The sequence below is a fragment of the Shewanella yunxiaonensis genome (assembly GCF_018223345.1).
Classification (GTDB): domain Bacteria; phylum Pseudomonadota; class Gammaproteobacteria; order Enterobacterales; family Shewanellaceae; genus Shewanella; species Shewanella yunxiaonensis.
Genome location: NZ_CP073587.1, coordinates 2,251,466 through 2,268,722, shown reverse-complemented (window position 1 = coordinate 2,268,722; position 17,257 = coordinate 2,251,466). Strand labels below are relative to the sequence as shown.

Genomic DNA, 17,257 nt, shown 5'->3' with positions numbered 1-17,257 from the left:
GTCGTACGGGATTACAGCTAACAAGGACTGTCGATGAAATTCATCCATACTTCCGACTGGCATTTAGGGCGGCAACTACACAATGAGCCGCTGCTTGATGAACAGGCACATATGCTTGAGCAGATTATGGAACTTGCCATCTCTCAAGCGGTTGATGCGCTTATCATCGCTGGTGATATCTATGATCGCGCCATTCCTCCGGCCAGTGCGGTTGAGCTGCTCAGCCATTTTTTAGATCGAATGATTACCGATCATGGTATTCCGGTTGTGTTGATTGCCGGAAATCATGACAGTCATGAACGCTTAGGATTTGGTTCGCAGCAGATGGCCCGTAGCGGGCTGCATATCTATGGCCCTCTTTGCGCGGCGGTGCAGCCGTTACAGTTGGGTGACTGTTTTTTTTATCCGATTCCATATGCAGAACCGGCAGTCGTTAGACATTTGCTGCAGGATGATGACATCACAACGCATCAACAGGCAATGGCAGTGATTTTGCAACAGGTCATGACCCATGACAGTCAAGGGCTTCCGAAAGTTGTAGTTGCGCACTGTTTTCTGGATGGTGGCAGTGAATCAGAGTCTGAACGGCCGCTAAGCATTGGTGGCGCTGACAGAATTGATCCCACGCTATTTCAACCGTTTGATTATGTCGCCTTAGGGCATCTGCATGGCCCTCAGTATCGCGGCGAAGCGCATATCCGCTATTCTGGTTCGCCCCTGAAATATTCATTTAGCGAAGCCAAACAGAAAAAATCAGTGACTCTCGTAGAGTTGGAAGCGGGGCGCCCACCTATTATCCAGCAGCTGCCAATCACACCGCGAAAAGACGTCAGGGTCATCGAGGGCTTTCTGGAAGACCTGCTGCTGGCAGCAAAATCCGATCCCACCCCTGAAGATTATCTGATGGTACGTTTAAGTGACACTCAGGCTCTGCTTGATCCGATGGGACGACTGCGTAGCCGCTATCCGAATGTGCTACATCTTGAGCGCACGGGGTTGATGTCCCGGCAACAAGGTGAAGAAAGCGGGCGAGAGCGAATTAAAAAAGGCGAATTGGAGATGTTCAGCGATTTCTTCGGCCAGGTTGCTGGTGCGCCAATGACTGAAGCACAACAGCAGATGATGACTTCCCTGATTGATGAACTACATAAAGGGGAGTTGCAATGAAGCCGCTGACGCTGGAGATGAGTGCTTTTGGGCCATTTGCCGATACTCAGCACATTGATTTTTCAGGTTTGGGTGATAACCCACTGTTTCTGATCAATGGGCCAACGGGCGCAGGCAAGACCAGCATTCTTGATGCCATCTGCTTTGCGCTCTATGGCAAAACAACTGGCAATGAGCGCGAAGGCAGCCAGATGCGGTGCGATTATGCTGATGATGAATTGCTCACCCAGGTCATTTTTAGTTTTGAGCTGGGACACCGGCGTTACCGCATTCGGCGAGTACCGGAACAACAACGCGCTAAAAGTCGCGGTGATGGGTTCACCCTGCAAAAAAGTGAAGCTGAACTTTTACGGATCCATGAGGATGGCAAAGAGGAATTACTCGTCGCCAATAAGGTAACCGATGCCACCGCCATGGTGGAGGATCTCACTGGACTCGATGTCGATCAGTTTCGCCAGGTGATGGTATTGCCGCAAGGGAAATTCCGGGAACTACTGCTGGCTGATTCTAAAGAGCGGGAAAAAATATTCAGTCAGCTATTTCAGACACACATCTATAGTCGTATTGAAGAGCGGTTGAAGCAACAAGCGTTGGACATCAAAGCCAAGGCGCGTGATATGCAGCAGCGGCGACAAGGCATTTTGGACACCGCAGGTGTCGAGTCTATTGAAGCATTACAGCAAACCCTCTGTGAACTGGCGGCACCGCTGGCGCTGGCGGAACAGGCCAAGCTACAAGCTGTCGCAGCGAAGGAACAAGCACTAAAGGCATTGGAAGCCGCGAAAACATTGGCAAAAGAATTCGATGCACGGCAAAAGCTGCAACTGCAAGCTGATGCCTTTACCGCGCAAGAGCCGCAGCAACTGCGTCTGCAGCAACAATTGCAGTTGGCCCGACGCGCTGAAAAACTGCAGCCAGCCAAACATCAACTGCAACAATGGCAACTGGAGCTGACTCAGGCACAGCAGGCATTAGTCAACGCTGAGCAACAACAATTACAAGCAAAAGCCGTGTTGCAGCAGGCGGTAACCGCTCAGGCTAAGCTGCCGCTTCTGGAGACTCAGAAACAGCAACTACAACTGCAATTGCAACAATATCAACAGTTACAGCCATTATTAAATAACCTTGGCGCACAGCATCAGCAGTTAAAACAGTTGGAACGCCAGATCCAGGCGGCTGTAGCTTCTGAGCAACAGCAGCGACAACTGCTGCAACAACAACAGCAACAGAAAACCGCTTTTAATGCCGAGATCGTTAAGCTGTCGGCGGTTGCTTCTAAAATGGCGGCATTGCAACAACAACAGTATGCGCTGAGTCGGCAACTGGAACAGCGCCAGCAACTGGATCAGCTGAACCAACAACAGCAACAGTTGCAACATGCGTTAAATGTCGCCGAGGCGCAAGGGAAGCTGGCTCGGGACAAGAAGCAACAGGCGGAAACCGAATATAAGCAGTTGCAATTAGCCTGGCATCAAGGTCAGGCCGCTATTCTAGCCAAAGAATTGACCGCTGATCAGCCTTGCCCGGTCTGTGGCAGTCGGCAGCATCCACAACCGGCGCACAGTCAGCAGTCGTTGCCCACAAGCGAACAGTTGGACCAGGCGCAGATGCAATGGGAGTTGGCTCGTACGGAATATGACAATATCCGCAGTGAGTACAAAAGTCTGCGGGATCGCCTGCAGCCGTTGACTGAACAGATAACCCTGCAGCAGCAACAGCTCGAAGGTAAGGCCGACCAGAATGTTGCGGTGACCAAGACCATGCTGGATAACATCGGTATCGCACTGCAACAAGCGCAGCAGGCGACCGAACAACTGGAAGTTCGGCGAGGTGAACTGGAAACGTTGGAGCTCAACATGCAGCAGTCGCAGCAGCAACTGGAACTGTGGCAGCTGCAATCGGCAGAACTTCAACGTAACGCCAGTAATATTCACGGTATTCTCAGCGAACAGCAACGCCAGTTACCCCAGGAGTTCCAACAACTGGATGCTGTGACGGCGGAAGCGAAACTGACCCAAGTTCTCAGCGATATTGCCGGGCAGTTAACCGTAGCGGCGCAACAAATAGATTTGATCCAACAGCACTTTCAACAAGCCAGCATTGCGGCAACACAGGCCGATAGTGAGGCCAACAGCAGAATGGAGCGGCTTAATGCAGCGAAAGTCCATCAGCAACAGGCTGAAACGGAATTCCTGCAGCAGTTACAGGCCGCAGGCTTTAACGATAATACGGCGTTGGAACATGCCACATTAGCCAGTGCTGCGATGGCGCAGTTGGAACAACAATTGCGCGACTGGGAAAAACAGCGAGATCAACTCATCGGTAAATTAGAGGCGTTACAGCAGAAGCTTCAGGAGAGCGCCGTACCGGATCTGCCGACATTGGAGCAACGGTTAACTAATGCTCAGCGTCATTGGCAACAAGCAGAGTCCGCTTGGCAACAGTTACACACGCAGATGGCCAATCTCCAGCGCGCCGCAGACAAGTTACAACAGGAAGCGCAAGCATCACGACTCCTGGAACAGCAATATGCTGTGGTTGGTACCTTAGCCGATGTGGCTAACGGCAATAATCAGGGCAAACTCAGCCTGCAACGGTTTGTGCTGAGTGTCTTGCTCGACGATGTGCTGCTAGAAGCGAGCGAACGACTGGCGTTGATGAGCAAAGGCCGTTATCGCTTGCTACGTAAAGAAGATCGGGCAAAAGGCAACAAGGCGTCAGGGCTGGAACTGGAAGTGGAAGATGCGTACAGTTCTCGAGTGCGACCTGTGGCAACCCTTAGCGGCGGCGAGAGTTTTATGGCGGCACTGGCATTAGCGCTCGGACTGTCGGATGTCGTACAGGCTTATGCGGGCGGGATTCGTCTTGATACCTTATTTATCGACGAAGGGTTTGGAAGTTTGGATCAGGATTCATTGGAACTGGCAATTCGCACACTAATCGATCTGCAATCCACCGGTCGTATGATCGGTGTTATTTCACATGTATCTGAAATGAAAGAGCAGATAACGACGCGTATCGATATCGCCAAACAGGTGAGAGGCAGTCATATCAGGGTTGTGACACCTTGAGAATGCCTGAAAACTGGTGAAAATTGTATCTAATGTGACAGACATATCATCTAACCCTTGTATCCTGCCCTTTTTTTGATATAACTTTGGCGTTCCCCTTCAATTTAAGGGGCTTTTATTGGCAGTGGCATGGGAGAGAAGTGTTGCAGACTGAGAAAATATCATGGTTGAATTTTAACCCGATGATGCGTTTGCAGGCGCTTCCTTCTTTACATAAAAAGCTGTTGTTAACTGGCGGTCTGGCTATCGGTATCGCGATGTTATGGCCAGCCAGTCAGGAATTTAGTCCACAACGTGTCGCGGTTCCGCTGGATGTTGAGTCCATTTTGACTAACCCGGCTCCCATCACTGCCCCCCATATTGCTAAACCTTCCTATGTTCACACCATTACCTCTGGCGATACGCTCAGTGCGCTGTTTTCTGAGGCAGGCGTCGATCAGCAGACCATGTACAAAGTACTGGAGGCCGATCTTGACGTGTTGGCGTTAGATACGCTGATGCCGGGTAACCGCATCAGTTTCTGGCAGGATGAGCAGGGAAATCTCACAAAGTTAGAGTTGTACTTCAACGCGGCTCGCCAGGTGGTGTTTACGCGCTACCCGGAAGGTGGCTATGAAGTAAACGAGATCAATATTCCCGGAGATTGGCAGGATCGTATTGTCAGCGGTGATATTCAGGGATCTTTTTACCGTTCTGCTGAAAAAGTGGGTTTGAGTGCTGCTGAAATTCAACGCATTGAAATGTTGTTGAAAGATAAACTTAATTTCGCCCGCGATTTGCGGGCCGGTGATAACTTCTCTGTGCTGCTAAATGATCAATATGTGGCCGGCGAATCGACCGGTGTCAGTCATCTTCTGGGGATTAGCATCAATTTGGGCCGCAGCCGAGTGACGGCGTTTCAGGACAGTGATGGTAACTTTTACGATGAAAATGGCCAGAGTCTGGTACGTGCCTTTCAGCGTTTACCATTGCTGAAGCAATATCGCATCAGCTCCGCGTTTAACCCGCACCGACTTCATCCGGTCACCGGACGTATCGCGCCGCATAACGGCGTCGATTTCTCTACACCTGTAGGCACTAAAGTGGTTGCCACCGGTGATGGTGTCGTCACGCTGGTGACCAACCATCCCTATGCCGGTAAGTACATTGTGATTGAACACGATAGCAAATACACCACACGTTATCTGCATCTCTCCAAAGCCCTTGTGCATAAAGGTCAGCGTGTAAGCCGTGGTCAGGTGATTGCCTTATCTGGGGCAACCGGCCGTATTACCGGGCCGCATCTGCATTATGAATTTCACATTAACGGTCGTCCGGTGAATCCGATGACGGCGCAGATCCCCATGGCAGGTCATTTGGCGGGTAAGGACAAGCAAGCGTTTGAACAGTTGGTGGCATCCCGAAAACATATGATGAATCTGGGTTAACTGGTTAACGATTTAAAGCGAAGGCTACCAAACGGTGGCCTTTATTGTTTTTGTCGTTGATGCAATAACGGTACAAGCGGCTAATTTGTCAGCCAATGACGCGAGGTGCGAGCCTCCACAAGTGAAATGATTGCCTCGCATTTACAACAGCGGATGGTGTTAACTCGATAATTCGCCCTGATAAGGGTCGATACCTTCGTCGGCCAGCATCAGATACACACGCAGCTCAAACTCCAACTGGTGATACTCTGGCTCCATATGACAACACAATTGATAGAAGGATTTGTTGTGATCTTTTTCTTTTAGATGTGCCAGTTCATGCACCACTAGCATCCGTAAAAACGCTTCTGGTGCCCGTTTGAGGCGAGAGGAAATACGAATTTCATTCTTAGTTTTGACCTTGTTACCCTGACGCCGTGCGGCATATGTGTGTAACCCCAAGGCCTGATGACTCAACGTTATTTTGTCGTCAAAACACACTTTTGCCAGTGGTGCTGATTTTTTCAGATAACTATTTTTCAGCGCCACGGTGAAGTCATAAAGGGCGCGGTCAGAGCGGATTTGATGGACTTCCGGGTGGCGTTTTAACAGAAACTGCGGTAACAGCCCTTGTTGGTGCAGCGCCGTCACCTTGGCGCGCACCTCCTCGCTGTAATGTGCCAGGTAGTCTGTTGCCATCAGTCTTTGGCGAAACGTTTCTGGGTCAGGTAGGCATAAGCTGCTTCAAATGCGGATTGCTGGAATTTACGCAGCTCCAAAGCGGCAAATTCTACCAATGGTGGATTCCGCTTGTTTTGCTCGCGTATCGCTTGTGGTGTCAGCATCGCAACGGGTTTGTCGCTGAGTTGAATGGCGCTTTCCAGCTTAAAGCTGCTGGCACTCCCGGCAAATTTACCTTTGTATTCCCGGGCAATGAGCACTACTTCATCCACCTGATAGTCTTCCAACAATTTATGGAAGGCAAAATGGAATTCACGAATAGCTTCCTGACTCGCGGCATCCTCTAATGTAAAAGAGTGCCGACGACATTCCGGGACGTTATAGCTATCCCCTTTGTAGCTCACCAAACAGATAACAGCTTCGCTGCCTTTTAGTTCAACACCACAGACTCGCATAAATATCCTTGCATTCAAGAACGGCGACAGCCGTATTACTCTTCAGATTCGTTGTTGTTCGGCGTTTTTGCCGGTGCAGGTTTACGACGCATTGGTGTATCCCCTGCATCTACCGCCGTCAGGAAGCGTTTATCCCGAGACTGCGGTTTACGTGATTTGTTGGCGGCCGCCTTTTTCCATACTTCAGGCTCGGTCGCTACTCGACGTTTAGTTTGAGGCTTTTTCGGTGCCAGCCCTTTAAATACCGGTTCAAGCCCTTCAACTGTCGCCGTCGCTAGTGGTTGCGACAGAAACGCTTCCACACGCATGTACGCTTCCCAATCCTTTGGTCCCACTAAGGAGATGGCATCGCCTTTTGCTCCCGCGCGGCCGGTGCGGCCAATTCGATGGACATATTCTTCCGCGAACTTCGGCATATCGAAGTTGATCACTAACGATACGTTAAGTAAGTCTAGTCCGCGAGAGGCCACATCGGTCGTTACCAGAATTTGCTGCTGACCGCGGCTGAACTGATCCATGATCTGATTACGCGTACTTTGTTTCAATTCACCGCTGAGCGCAGTGGCTGAATAACCTTGGTGTACCAGTTTGGTTGCCAAGCGCTCGGTGTCTTCACGCGTTGCAGTAAAAATCATTATTTGCTTGTGTGACCCGGCTTTAAGCAGTGCCAGCAGCAGCGCTTCTTTATGATCAAGATGGTCACACAAATAGATACGTTGCTGAATGTCCTGATGCGTTTCATGGCTGGAGCCAATTGCGACATGTTCAGGATTATTGAGCAGTTCTAGCGCCAGTTCGTGAATATCGTGATGATCCAAGGTGGCAGAAAACATCAGTGTCTGACGTCGCCGGTGATCCGCTGCCTGATGAATGGCCCTGAGTTGCGGGGCAAACCCCAAATCCAGCATCCGGTCTGCTTCATCAAGGATCAGGAGTTCCAATCCGTTAAGATACAGATGACGTTGCTGCAGGTGATCAGCAATACGCCCCGGCGTTGCCACGATAATATGGGGATTACGTGCCAGCGCTTTAGCTTGATCATTGAAGTTCTCGCCCCCGAGAATACTCACTGCTTTGTACTGAGTATTGGCCACCAGCAGCCGCAACTGACTATACACCTGGTTGGCTAATTCTCGGGTGGGTAACAGGATCAACACGCGTGGATCCTGTTTACTGAGCGCTCTAGTAGACATCAGTCTTTGCAATGCCGGCAGTAAAAACGCCAACGTTTTACCTGAGCCGGTTTTGGATGACGCCATCAGATCTCGTCCGGCCAACGCAACAGGAATTGCATCAGCCTGGATTTCAGTCGGCTGTTCAATCCCCAAATGCTTCAGAGATTGCAGCAGGCGCTTATCCAATGAAAAATCGGTAAATTGCAAAGGTTGTCTCCATAAAATTCTGCGGGGGCATATTATAGCGGGTTTTACCGTGTTAGGCAGTTTTGATCTTAGCTTAGCTAGATTTTTCTCATTAGTTGTGGCGGAGATTCTTGAATCTGAATTTATCGCCCCGATAGAATGCATGAATAGTTCGTTAACTGCATCACCATACGGGAGTTATTGGCACATGGTAGACGCTTCACCGGTAATAGGGATTGCATTAGGCAGCGGAGCAGCAAAGGGCTGGGCGCATATCGGCGTACTTAAAGGGCTGGCAGCGATGGGGATCCATCCACAAAAAATTGCCGGCTGTTCTGTGGGGGCTTTAGTCGGCGCAGCTTATGCTAACGATCGTTTGGAGGAGCTGGAAGAATGGGTTTGCAGTTTTTCCAGTTGGGATGTGCTTGGGTTGATGGATATCAGCTGGCGTCGCGGCGGGCTGATCAGCGGCGATAAAGTCTTTGATGCGATCCAAAACCGCATTGGTGATTTACTGATAGAAGATTTGAAAAAGCCTTTTATCGCAGTGGCCACTGATCTGTATTCCGGCCAGGAAGTATGGTTTCGCAGTGGTGATTTACGCCAAGCGGTTCGAGCATCTTGCTCGATGCCGGGCATTATGTCACCCGTGCGGCAGGGAAAACGCTGGCTGGTGGATGGTGCGGTGGTAAACCCCATTCCGGTGTCTGTCTCGCGCGCGATGGGGTGTCAGGTGGTGATTGGTGTTGATTTACACGGATATCATCGCGAAAAACTGCAGGTATTGCCGGTCAATGTCCAAAGCATGAAAGCACAGCAGCAGATTGTAACGGAAACGGCCAACTCAGAAGCTCATGGTGATTCTGGTTTTATGGATCTGTGGGCCAAGGGTAAGGACTACGTCGCTGGGCTTTCCCATAAATTTTCTCGTGGCAACAAAACCGAACCCGGTATGCTGGCGGTAATGTCGCAGTCTATGGATATATTGGAACAGCGCCATAAGCGGGCGCGCTTAGTGGGTGATCCCCCAGATATTTTTGTTGTCCCTAATGTTGCCGATATCGGGACGATGGAATTTCACCATGCCAAAGAAGCCATTGCTGCTGGAGAAGCCGCTGTCAGACAGTCAGCGCATCTCATTGATGCGGTACTCGGCGAGTGTTGAGGTTTTAGCCAATGACGTCCGCAGCCGGTCACCGTGACCGGTTGCTGTGTTTTTTATCACATATTTTTCGCTTTTTTTGCGTCACTATCGTTGACTGACTCTCCGGTCAAGTAGTAATTAGTCACAATCAGCGGACGCCAACAACAAATTTTGCCAAGTGGTAAAAGCTGTCCTTTTACATGATCCAGATCAATATCCCTTTAGTGTTTTTGTAGCCTAATCTTACCACATATAGTGGTTAGCTAAAAAATGAGCACTATATATGGTTATTACAATCATAAGGGAGTGAAGATTATGCCAGTAGTGATTAAGAGGGACGGGTGTCGTACTCAATTCGATGAAAATAGAATCCGGGATGCGGTGCTTGCAGCCTCGACGCACTGTGGTATTAACGATGATGACTATGCAGCCACGCTGGCTGCGGTAGTGTCAGCTGCTGTTAAAGATAAAGCTGAGGTTGAAATCCAGGAATTACAGGATCGGGTGGAGAACTTGTTGATGGATGGTCCATACAAGTCTGTCGCCAGAGCCTACATTGAATATCGCCACGACCGCGATATCTGCCGTGAAACCGGCAGTAAACTGAGCCTAGAAATTCGTGGCTTGGTTGAGCAGACCAATACCTCACTGCTCAACGAAAACGCTAACAAAGATGCCAAAGTGATCCCGACCCAACGTGACCTGTTGGCGGGGATTGTGGCTAAACATTATGCCAAGCATCATATTCTGCCAAAAGACGTCGTTGACGCGCATGAACGCGGTGAAATCCATTACCACGATTTGGACTATGCGCCATTCTTCCCGATGTTTAACTGCATGCTAATTGACTTAGGTGGCATGCTGAATCATGGCTTCAAAATGGGTAATGCCGAAATTGAAACACCAAAATCAATTTCGACTGCGACCGCAGTTACTGCACAGATTATTGCTCAGGTTGCCAGCCATATTTACGGTGGTACTACTATCAACCGTATTGATGAAGTACTGGCGCCATTCGTGACAAAAAGCTACGAAAAGCATATGGAAGTAGCGCAGAAGTGGGGCATTAATAATGCTGCCGCGTATGCGGAAGAACGCACTGAAAAAGAGTGTCATGACGCATTCCAGTCATTGGAATATGAAGTTAATACCCTGCATACGGCTAATGGGCAAACTCCATTTGTGACGCTTGGCTTCGGCTTGGGCAAATCCTGGCAGTCACGCCTGATCCAAGAGTCCATTCTGAAAATCCGTATGGAAGGTCTGGGTAAAAACCATAAGACTGCGGTGTTCCCGAAACTGGTTTTTGCGATTCGTGATGGCGTTAACCACAGGCCGGGTGATTGCAATTACGACATCAAGCAATTGGCGCTGAAATGTTCCACTATGCGCATGTACCCCGATATCCTCAATTATGATGAAGTTGTGCGGGTGACCGGTTCCTTCAAAACCCCTATGGGTTGCCGTAGTTTCCTCGGGGCTTATGAACAAGATGGCGAGTTGCAGCACGAAGGTCGGAATAATCTGGGGGTTGTTAGTCTTAACCTGCCGCGGATTGCATTGGAAGCTAAAGGTGATGAAAGCGCATTTTATCGGATACTTGATGAACGGCTGGCCATTGCCCGTAAGGGACTGGATACCCGTATTGAACGTCTGAAAAATGTGAAAGCGCGGGTAGCGCCTATTCTGTATATGGAAGGTGCTTGCGGGGTTCGCCTGAAAGCGGATGACTGTATCGCCGATATTTTCAAGAACGGTCGCGCCTCTATTTCACTGGGCTATATTGGTGTTCATGAAGCGATCAACGCATTGTATGGCACCGGAACCCACGTGTATGACAGTGAAGTTCTGCGTCAGAAAGCCGTTGAAATTGTCGCCTATCTGAAGGCTGCCACTGTGCGCTGGAAAGAAGAAACTGGCTACGGTTTTAGTCTGTATGCTACCCCGAGTGAGAACCTGTGTAACCGCTTTGCCAAACTGGATGTCAAAGAGTTTGGCATGGTGCCTGGTGTTACCGATAAAGGGTATTACACCAACAGCTTCCACTTGGATGTTGAAAAGTCAGTTAATCCGTATGACAAGATCGACTTTGAACAGCCATATCCTGAAGTGTCAAATGGCGGTTTCATCTGTTACGGCGAATATCCCAATATGCAACGTAACGTAGAAGCGCTTGAAAACGTTTGGGATTATAGCTATACCCGCGTGCCATATTACGGTACTAACACGCCTATTGATGAATGTTACGACTGCGGCTATACCGGAGAATTCAGTTGTACCAGTAAAGGGTTTGTGTGCCCGAAATGTGGCAACCATGATCCGGCTCGGGTGTCTGTTATCCGTCGTGTCTGTGGATACCTTGGGAGTCCTGATGCCAGACCCTTTAACCAAGGCAAGCAGGAAGAAGTAAAACGTCGTGTAAAACATCTTTGAGTACAACCAGGTGCGCCCGAGCGGGCGCACCAGAGGACAATATCATGAATTATCATCGTTATTATCAGGTCGATGTAGTCAATGGTCCCGGTACTCGCTGCACCCTGTTTGTTTCCGGCTGTGAGCACCAGTGCCGAGGCTGTTATAACCAGTCCACCTGGGATCCTCGTTCTGGTCATCTGTTTGATAAAAAGATGGAAGACCAGATTATTAAGGATTTAAACGATAGCCGCATACACCGTCGCGGTCTGTCACTCTCTGGTGGTGACCCACTGTTTCCAGCTAATGTCCCGGCAGTATTGCAACTCCTCAAGCGCGTAAGACAGGAATGTGATGGCAAGGATGTCTGGCTGTGGACCGGTTATAAATTAAGTGAGCTGAACGCAGCGCAACGTTCTGTTTTGCCCTATATCGATGTGTTGATTGATGGCAAATTTGAGCAAACGCTGGCCGATCCATCATTGATTTATCGTGGTTCCAGTAACCAGATTGTGCATCATCTGCACGAGCATCAATGACACTCTGCAATTTGATGGGTTATATCGAAAAATAGCCGTCATTTTTTGCATTCACAAACCACTGCCGTCATAGCCGGAAATTGTTATACTTCACAGTCAACGGTTTTCAGGTTACTAACTGTGCGGCAGTGCTTTTCTAAAGTAGAACAAGCCTTTGCTACAGGTATTCCGATTTAACGTGAAACAGCCTAAAATGGCCCGCCTGAATCAATGTATATGTAAGTCTCTATGCTGAGAGACATTAACCGTCTCATGGAATGAGAGCAGTAGTTAAGGTTAATCGATGTCAATTAAATATATTGCCACTGCCAAGCTACCAACGCCTTGGGGTATTTTTGCAATGCACGGTTTCGAAGACACTGAAACTGGCAAGGAACATGTGGCATTGACCTATGGTGAGTTGAATGCGCAAGAGCCAATGCTAGGACGTATTCATTCTGAATGTCTCACCGGTGATGCACTTTTCAGTTTGCGTTGTGATTGTGGTTTTCAATTGCAAACTGCGATGCAGAACATTGCCGCAGAAGGTCGCGGTTTTATTCTCTATTTGCGTCAGGAAGGGCGGGGAATTGGGTTGCTCAATAAAATCCGTGCTTATGCATTACAGGATCAAGGAGCCAATACCGTTGAAGCAAATGAGCAGTTAGGCTTCCCGGCCGATATGCGCAAATACGATATGATTGCCCCCATGCTGGAAAAGATCGGCGTCCACAAAGTACGGCTGATGACCAACAATCCGCGCAAGATGAAAGCCATGAAGGATATTGGCGTCGAAGTCGTGGAACGGGTGCCGCTGCAAGTAGGTAAAAACCGCTACAACGAGTTTTACCTGAAAACCAAATCTCACGAATTAGGGCATTTAATTCCGGATTCCTATTTTGAGGAACATCAGGATTAACTTTCCGAGGGTTGTGAATAAAGGCCGGATTATCCGGCCTTTATCGTTAATAGCGAATTAAATCCCGTCTTGCCATTGCGCCCAGTGCGCAATGATATCTTGGGTTACCGCATCGGCAACGCGGTAAGCATTTACAACCGCAGGCTTATACCCACTACCGTTAGCCGCCAGCGCTTGCACCGGAGTTTGTCCAGGTGCTTCCTGGTCGTAATCGGAAGCTGTACGGAGTACCAGTACTCGGTTGAAGTCGAGCTTCCCTGCATCTGCACCACGTTTCAAAGCTGTCAAACTGGCATTGTCTTCCATTTGTGAGGTACACACATCAGCGGCGCCATCTGTCAGCAGCTTTGCGTATTGGTCCATGGCGTTGGCAATGGCGGAACCCACCCAAAAGGTATCGGTGGAAACCGTGTCGCACACCGACACAAACGGAGCTTTGGTAGCAACAGAACCCACAGGAAACATTTTTCGATCGGCCTGAGCTTCCGGGGTATCCAGCAGTTCAACATTTTTACTCAGCATATAGGCTTTATTGACTAAAGCGCCATTAAGTTCGAACACTTCACTGCCTGCATGCCACTTCGGCTTTTCTCCGGGGTGAATGGTGCCTAAGGCAAACATTCCCGTGGTCCATTCTTTGGGCATCTGCCGCGCATCAATTCGATGTACCAGTCCGCCGTCAATCACATATTGAGCCCAGTGCGCCGAGCCCAACGTGCCTTTTCGCGGATCGACACCACCAATACCGGCGATGATGATATAGGTTTGGCGTAGGTCGAGTTGGCTGCTAAAAGCCACCGATGTCAGCGTTGTGGCGGCATTGGCATACCCCATCGCGGTTGTCAGCATACATACAGCTTGATCATTACATTTTAAATCGGGGTAATCGGCACTGAGGCCCGGTAATGGGTAGGTATGGGTAAACTTAGCGTGCTGTTCCCAAGGTTTTGCTTCACTGCCAAACATGGTCACAATGAGCACTTTTGGGGTTACGGTTGTTGCCGGTAATGCTGCCAAAACGGGTTGCGCGAAACCGGTTGTGCTGATTGCAACCGTCGCTGAAAGATACTTAAAAAACGTGCCTATCATAACGCCTCTATGTCGTGTAGTGCCAGAGATGAATGTATATAACTTATTGTTTTATTTAGGTGGAAACGAAAACTAAACCAATGTTGAGTCCTGTTGGAAATGCGTAACCAGACAGCATCAAAAGGACTTAATAATCGAATCAACAGCTTAACATGTAATTTCGGCAGCATATTGAGTTTATTGCGATGATTTTTTTCAAACCTTTATCTTTAGGATTGGGGGAGTAATCCAAAGCATCTCATTAGGACCTGTTTTCATGCTTTTTATTGAAATGCTCAGAAGATCTTAAGGTTTGCTCGGTACTTTGCATTAGCAGTTGGCTGATAACGGCATGTTTTATTGAAATCAATACTGTCATAAACACGCGTTATTCTGCTTAGCAGGTTTAGATGTGGAGCACATATGCTTAATTCCGGTAAAACCGCCAAGTTAAATGCGCGCAAGATGTCGCTAGTCCGTATGCTGATACTAAGATCGACATTTTGGTTAATTATCGCACTGGCTTCATTAGGACTTTATGCCGGTTTTTTGCGAATAACCGGAAATTTTCATACGGTCATCTCTGGGGAACTCTATCGTTCCGCTCAACCAACGCTAAAAGATATCGCGAACTATCAAAAGATTTATGGCATTAAAACCATTATCAACCTTCGTGGTGAGCACAAGGGGAAATTATGGTATGACAATGAAATTGCCGAGTCCCAAAAATTAAACATTAAACATATCAATTTCGGCATGTCAGATGGCCGCGATTTATCGGATACGGATGCGCAAGCGATTATTTATCTGCTCAGACATGCAGAAAAGCCAATATTAATTCATTGTCGGGCGGGCGCGGATAGAAGTGGGCTTGTCGCCGCTTTATATGAGGCTGCGATTGCGAAAAATAGTGAAGAAATCGCTGAGGCTCAGCTGTCGTTCCGTTATGGCCATGTTTCAGTACCTTATATCTCTCGCGCCTATGCGATGGATGAAAGTTTTGAACACCTCGAACCGATGTTAGGCATTTATGACTGAGTCTTAGCGTATAGCAATAGCGACTAAACTTTCATGCAAGGCGGGCGAGTTTCTAGGCCGTTTATCTGCTTATTACCGCTTGCTTGAGTCTATTGATCTGTCGAGCAGTAATCTGAATTTGATGTAGCAAGCCTTTTCAAGAATGCACACTCCCAGTTGGTAAGTGATATTAGGATTCAAACATAACCGGCCTCAACTGAAAATATTAAGAGCGTCCAGTGGCGTAGGGGACGAGCTGCTTATCGGTCAGAATTATGTGGTTAATCCGAATCCGATAGGTTTAAGCCATTGTGGGGATATCTGCAGCAACAAATATAGTTGCCGCAGATGATGCTTGTCAGGACGCACTGGTACTATCCTGGTTTTGGAGTGTAGATTTCTGATTGTTCAGCGAGGCAATTTGGCCGCTGACGGTAGCTATTTGTCCTTGTAACTGCTGACGTTTCGCATCTGCTTCATCAGAATTATCACCCTTCAGTGCCTGAAGTTGCTGCTGTAGTTCTTCGAGTTGCTGTTGCAGCTTTTCAATCTGCTGGTCAATTTTGGCCACAGGGTCAGTGCTATCTTGGCTACTATCACTGCTGCTGGCTTTTGCGGTGCCTTTAGCTTCTGACGCCTGCGAGGCATTGCTGTGCAGCGTTGCACCACTGTCAGCAGATAGTGCTTTCAGCGCATCTGCTGAAATGGTGACAGTGTCCTGCGTATCACTGCTATCGCTGCTTTCAGTGGCAAGTGTGGTCGTTGTCGAATCATCTTCGGTGGTGATAGTGACACTAAAAGACGTGGTGCTACTGCTTTGGCTGCTGAGTTGATTAAGTCCGCTAATATTCATCTAATTGTCCCCTTAGGGTCATCAATACAATAGGTGCTGGTTACCTGGACAACGGCCACTTAATCACAAACTTGATAGGGACTCTGCAAAGCTGACTTTTCTTTACCATGGAGTGTCAGATAGATCACGATTTTGGCTGCCTTAAAAGATTCAGTGAGACTATTTGCCCCAAATATCGCGATTGACCTGTTTTGTTGTGGGGGTTTTGTCAGCGCTGGCCTCGGGGTGCTTCAGATGCTCGGGGATCGGTAACCCTTGCATGGTCAGATAAAGCCGTTCTACTTTAGCGCGCGCCCACGGGGTTTTACGCAAAAATTTCAAACTGGACTTAATACTGGGGTCATGACTGAAACAGCGAATGTTGATCTGCGCGGCGAGCCCATCAAAGCCATACTGCGACACCAACGCTTTGAGTAAGTTTTCCAGCGTGATGCCATGCAATGGATCTTTATGGCTAGAAGCGTTGTTATCTGCGGAAGTGCTCAAAAGAAAACCTCATACTGATGAAAGAAGACGTTGCTAGTTTAGCACGAGTTCCTCTGCAGTATGAGGTTTAACGCTGTTAGCTAATGCGACCAGCCAACCTAATTTTTTTGTTTAAATGCCTGTAATTTTTGCAAACCACCAGCGTTGTAGATCTGGGTATACCCTGATTTTTCCAACGCCGTTTTGGCAATACCTGCTCGATGACCACTACGACAATACACAACGACCGGCTGGTCTTTGCCAATATTAAGCTTTTCTACCCCAGCAATAATCTGCTCATAGGGAATGTTGTGTGCCTCTGGCAGATGTCCGGCAGCAAACTCTTCCGCTGTGCGTACATCAATGACCGTGGCGCCCTGAGCAATTTTTGCGAACGCTGTCGCTGGATCTTGCTCACTACTGCGGCCAAAAGCCCGCATACTGACAAACAACACCACAGCAATGACGACCAATAAACTAATTTTCAACATAACAACTGGTTCCGATTATTTGCCCTGAGCAATTTCTGCCTCAGTTTTCAATCCCAGCTTATGAAACAGCATACTAGCTGGGCAAAAGCGAGTGAAAGCGCTCTGGAACAGGTTGGCACCGACGAACAGGGTCAACCAGAAAAAATTATGGTGTACGGTGGCAGTCAACAATAGTGACAACATCACCATAAACCCAGCAAACGCCATCGTGGCACGTTCTACAGACATA

Annotated in this window: 16 protein-coding genes; 8 read left to right on the top strand and 8 right to left on the bottom strand. The window is 48.6% G+C overall.

Annotated elements, in window-relative coordinates:
• Positions 1 to 33 precede the first annotated feature (33 nt).
• From KDN34_RS10370 to KDN34_RS10360, 3 genes are all read left to right on the top strand, one after another.
• Positions 34 to 1,167, top strand: coding sequence for an exonuclease SbcCD subunit D (locus KDN34_RS10370; RefSeq protein ID WP_212593717.1), 1,134 nt, complete (start codon positions 34 to 36; stop codon positions 1,165 to 1,167).
• Complete coding sequence (locus tag KDN34_RS10365; protein ID WP_212593716.1) at positions 1,164 to 4,238, top strand: AAA family ATPase; 3,075 nt, start codon at positions 1,164 to 1,166, stop codon at positions 4,236 to 4,238. Before KDN34_RS10370 ends, KDN34_RS10365 begins: the two co-directional genes overlap by 4 nt.
• Before the next feature lie 143 nt (positions 4,239 to 4,381).
• Entirely contained in the window at positions 4,382 to 5,665 is a 1,284-nt protein-coding gene (locus tag KDN34_RS10360) for a peptidoglycan DD-metalloendopeptidase family protein (protein ID WP_212596614.1), read from the top strand.
• Positions 5,666 to 5,824: 159 nt separating this feature from the next.
• Here the strand turns inward: KDN34_RS10360 and KDN34_RS10355 are convergent, their stop codons facing one another.
• The 3 genes from KDN34_RS10355 to KDN34_RS10345 are packed head-to-tail and all read right to left on the bottom strand — an operon-like array spanning position 5,825 to position 8,162.
• Positions 5,825 to 6,346, bottom strand: coding sequence for a M48 metallopeptidase family protein (locus KDN34_RS10355; protein ID WP_407695801.1), 522 nt, complete (start codon positions 6,344 to 6,346; stop codon positions 5,825 to 5,827).
• A complete protein-coding gene (locus KDN34_RS10350) occupies positions 6,343 to 6,780 on the bottom strand; it encodes a DUF3010 family protein (RefSeq protein ID WP_212593714.1) in 438 nt (145 codons plus the stop codon). The genes KDN34_RS10355 and KDN34_RS10350 overlap by 4 nt, the downstream gene beginning before the upstream one ends.
• A gap of 35 nt (positions 6,781 to 6,815) precedes the next feature.
• Positions 6,816 to 8,162: a DEAD/DEAH box helicase gene (locus KDN34_RS10345; RefSeq protein ID WP_212593713.1), complete on the bottom strand. Its 1,347-nt coding sequence runs from the start codon at positions 8,160 to 8,162 to the stop codon at positions 6,816 to 6,818.
• 187 nt (positions 8,163 to 8,349) lie between these two features.
• Between KDN34_RS10345 and rssA the strand changes: the two genes are divergently transcribed.
• The 4 genes from rssA to ribA all read left to right on the top strand — a co-directional run bounded on the left by rssA (position 8,350) and on the right by ribA (position 13,134).
• Positions 8,350 to 9,306 carry a patatin-like phospholipase RssA gene (gene rssA / locus KDN34_RS10340; protein WP_212593712.1) on the top strand — a complete coding sequence of 319 codons (957 nt, stop codon included), beginning with the start codon at positions 8,350 to 8,352 and terminating at the stop codon, positions 9,304 to 9,306.
• A 294-nt stretch (positions 9,307 to 9,600) separates the two neighbouring features.
• On the top strand, positions 9,601 to 11,718 hold the full coding sequence (nrdD, locus tag KDN34_RS10335) for an anaerobic ribonucleoside-triphosphate reductase (protein ID WP_212593711.1): 2,118 nt from the start codon (positions 9,601 to 9,603) through the stop codon (positions 11,716 to 11,718).
• Positions 11,719 to 11,762: 44 nt separating this feature from the next.
• On the top strand, positions 11,763 to 12,236 hold the full coding sequence (gene nrdG, locus KDN34_RS10330) for an anaerobic ribonucleoside-triphosphate reductase-activating protein (protein ID WP_212593710.1): 474 nt from the start codon (positions 11,763 to 11,765) through the stop codon (positions 12,234 to 12,236).
• A gap of 283 nt (positions 12,237 to 12,519) precedes the next feature.
• Positions 12,520 to 13,134 (top strand): GTP cyclohydrolase II, encoded by a 615-nt coding sequence (gene ribA, locus KDN34_RS10325; RefSeq protein WP_212593709.1) that lies wholly within the window; start codon positions 12,520 to 12,522, stop codon positions 13,132 to 13,134.
• A 57-nt stretch (positions 13,135 to 13,191) separates the two neighbouring features.
• On the opposite strand, the gene KDN34_RS10320 is transcribed toward ribA, so the two are convergent.
• The gene (locus KDN34_RS10320; RefSeq protein ID WP_212593708.1) at positions 13,192 to 14,223 is read right to left on the bottom strand and encodes a purine-nucleoside phosphorylase; all 1,032 of its coding nucleotides are present in this window, start codon (positions 14,221 to 14,223) and stop codon (positions 13,192 to 13,194) included.
• Positions 14,224 to 14,625: 402 nt separating this feature from the next.
• On the opposite strand from KDN34_RS10320, the gene KDN34_RS10315 reads away from it, so the two are divergent.
• Complete coding sequence (locus KDN34_RS10315; RefSeq protein WP_212593707.1) at positions 14,626 to 15,240, top strand: tyrosine-protein phosphatase; 615 nt, start codon at positions 14,626 to 14,628, stop codon at positions 15,238 to 15,240.
• 337 nt (positions 15,241 to 15,577) lie between these two features.
• On the opposite strand, the gene KDN34_RS10310 is transcribed toward KDN34_RS10315, so the two are convergent.
• The 4 genes from KDN34_RS10310 to KDN34_RS10295 form a co-directional block, all read right to left on the bottom strand.
• Positions 15,578 to 16,072: a FlxA-like family protein gene (locus KDN34_RS10310; protein WP_212593706.1), complete on the bottom strand. Its 495-nt coding sequence runs from the start codon at positions 16,070 to 16,072 to the stop codon at positions 15,578 to 15,580.
• A gap of 159 nt (positions 16,073 to 16,231) precedes the next feature.
• Complete coding sequence (locus KDN34_RS10305) at positions 16,232 to 16,558, bottom strand: VF530 family protein (RefSeq protein ID WP_212593705.1); 327 nt, start codon at positions 16,556 to 16,558, stop codon at positions 16,232 to 16,234.
• A 98-nt stretch (positions 16,559 to 16,656) separates the two neighbouring features.
• Positions 16,657 to 17,028 carry a rhodanese-like domain-containing protein gene (locus KDN34_RS10300; RefSeq protein WP_212593704.1) on the bottom strand — a complete coding sequence of 124 codons (372 nt, stop codon included), beginning with the start codon at positions 17,026 to 17,028 and terminating at the stop codon, positions 16,657 to 16,659.
• A gap of 15 nt (positions 17,029 to 17,043) precedes the next feature.
• On the bottom strand, positions 17,044 to 17,256 hold the full coding sequence (locus KDN34_RS10295) for a YgaP family membrane protein (RefSeq protein WP_212593703.1): 213 nt from the start codon (positions 17,254 to 17,256) through the stop codon (positions 17,044 to 17,046).
• Position 17,257 lies beyond the last annotated feature (1 nt).

Bases quoted from the DNA above. Each gene is read 5' to 3' on its own strand.
- KDN34_RS10370 (WP_212593717.1), top strand. From the start codon at position 34: ATGAAATTCATCCATACTTCCGACTGGCATTTAGGGCGGCAACTACAC.
- KDN34_RS10365 (WP_212593716.1), top strand. From the start codon at position 1,164: ATGAAGCCGCTGACGCTGGAGATGAGTGCTTTTGGGCCATTTGCCGAT.
- KDN34_RS10350 (WP_212593714.1), bottom strand. From the start codon at position 6,780: ATGCGAGTCTGTGGTGTTGAACTAAAAGGCAGCGAAGCTGTTATCTGT.
- rssA (WP_212593712.1), top strand. From the start codon at position 8,350: ATGGTAGACGCTTCACCGGTAATAGGGATTGCATTAGGCAGCGGAGCA.
- nrdD (WP_212593711.1), top strand. From the start codon at position 9,601: ATGCCAGTAGTGATTAAGAGGGACGGGTGTCGTACTCAATTCGATGAA.
- nrdG (WP_212593710.1), top strand. From the start codon at position 11,763: ATGAATTATCATCGTTATTATCAGGTCGATGTAGTCAATGGTCCCGGT.
- ribA (WP_212593709.1), top strand. From the start codon at position 12,520: ATGTCAATTAAATATATTGCCACTGCCAAGCTACCAACGCCTTGGGGT.
- KDN34_RS10320 (WP_212593708.1), bottom strand. From the start codon at position 14,223: ATGATAGGCACGTTTTTTAAGTATCTTTCAGCGACGGTTGCAATCAGC.
- KDN34_RS10315 (WP_212593707.1), top strand. From the start codon at position 14,626: ATGCTTAATTCCGGTAAAACCGCCAAGTTAAATGCGCGCAAGATGTCG.
- KDN34_RS10310 (WP_212593706.1), bottom strand. From the start codon at position 16,072: ATGAATATTAGCGGACTTAATCAACTCAGCAGCCAAAGCAGTAGCACC.
- KDN34_RS10300 (WP_212593704.1), bottom strand. From the start codon at position 17,028: ATGTTGAAAATTAGTTTATTGGTCGTCATTGCTGTGGTGTTGTTTGTC.
- KDN34_RS10295 (WP_212593703.1), bottom strand. From the start codon at position 17,256: ATGTCTGTAGAACGTGCCACGATGGCGTTTGCTGGGTTTATGGTGATG.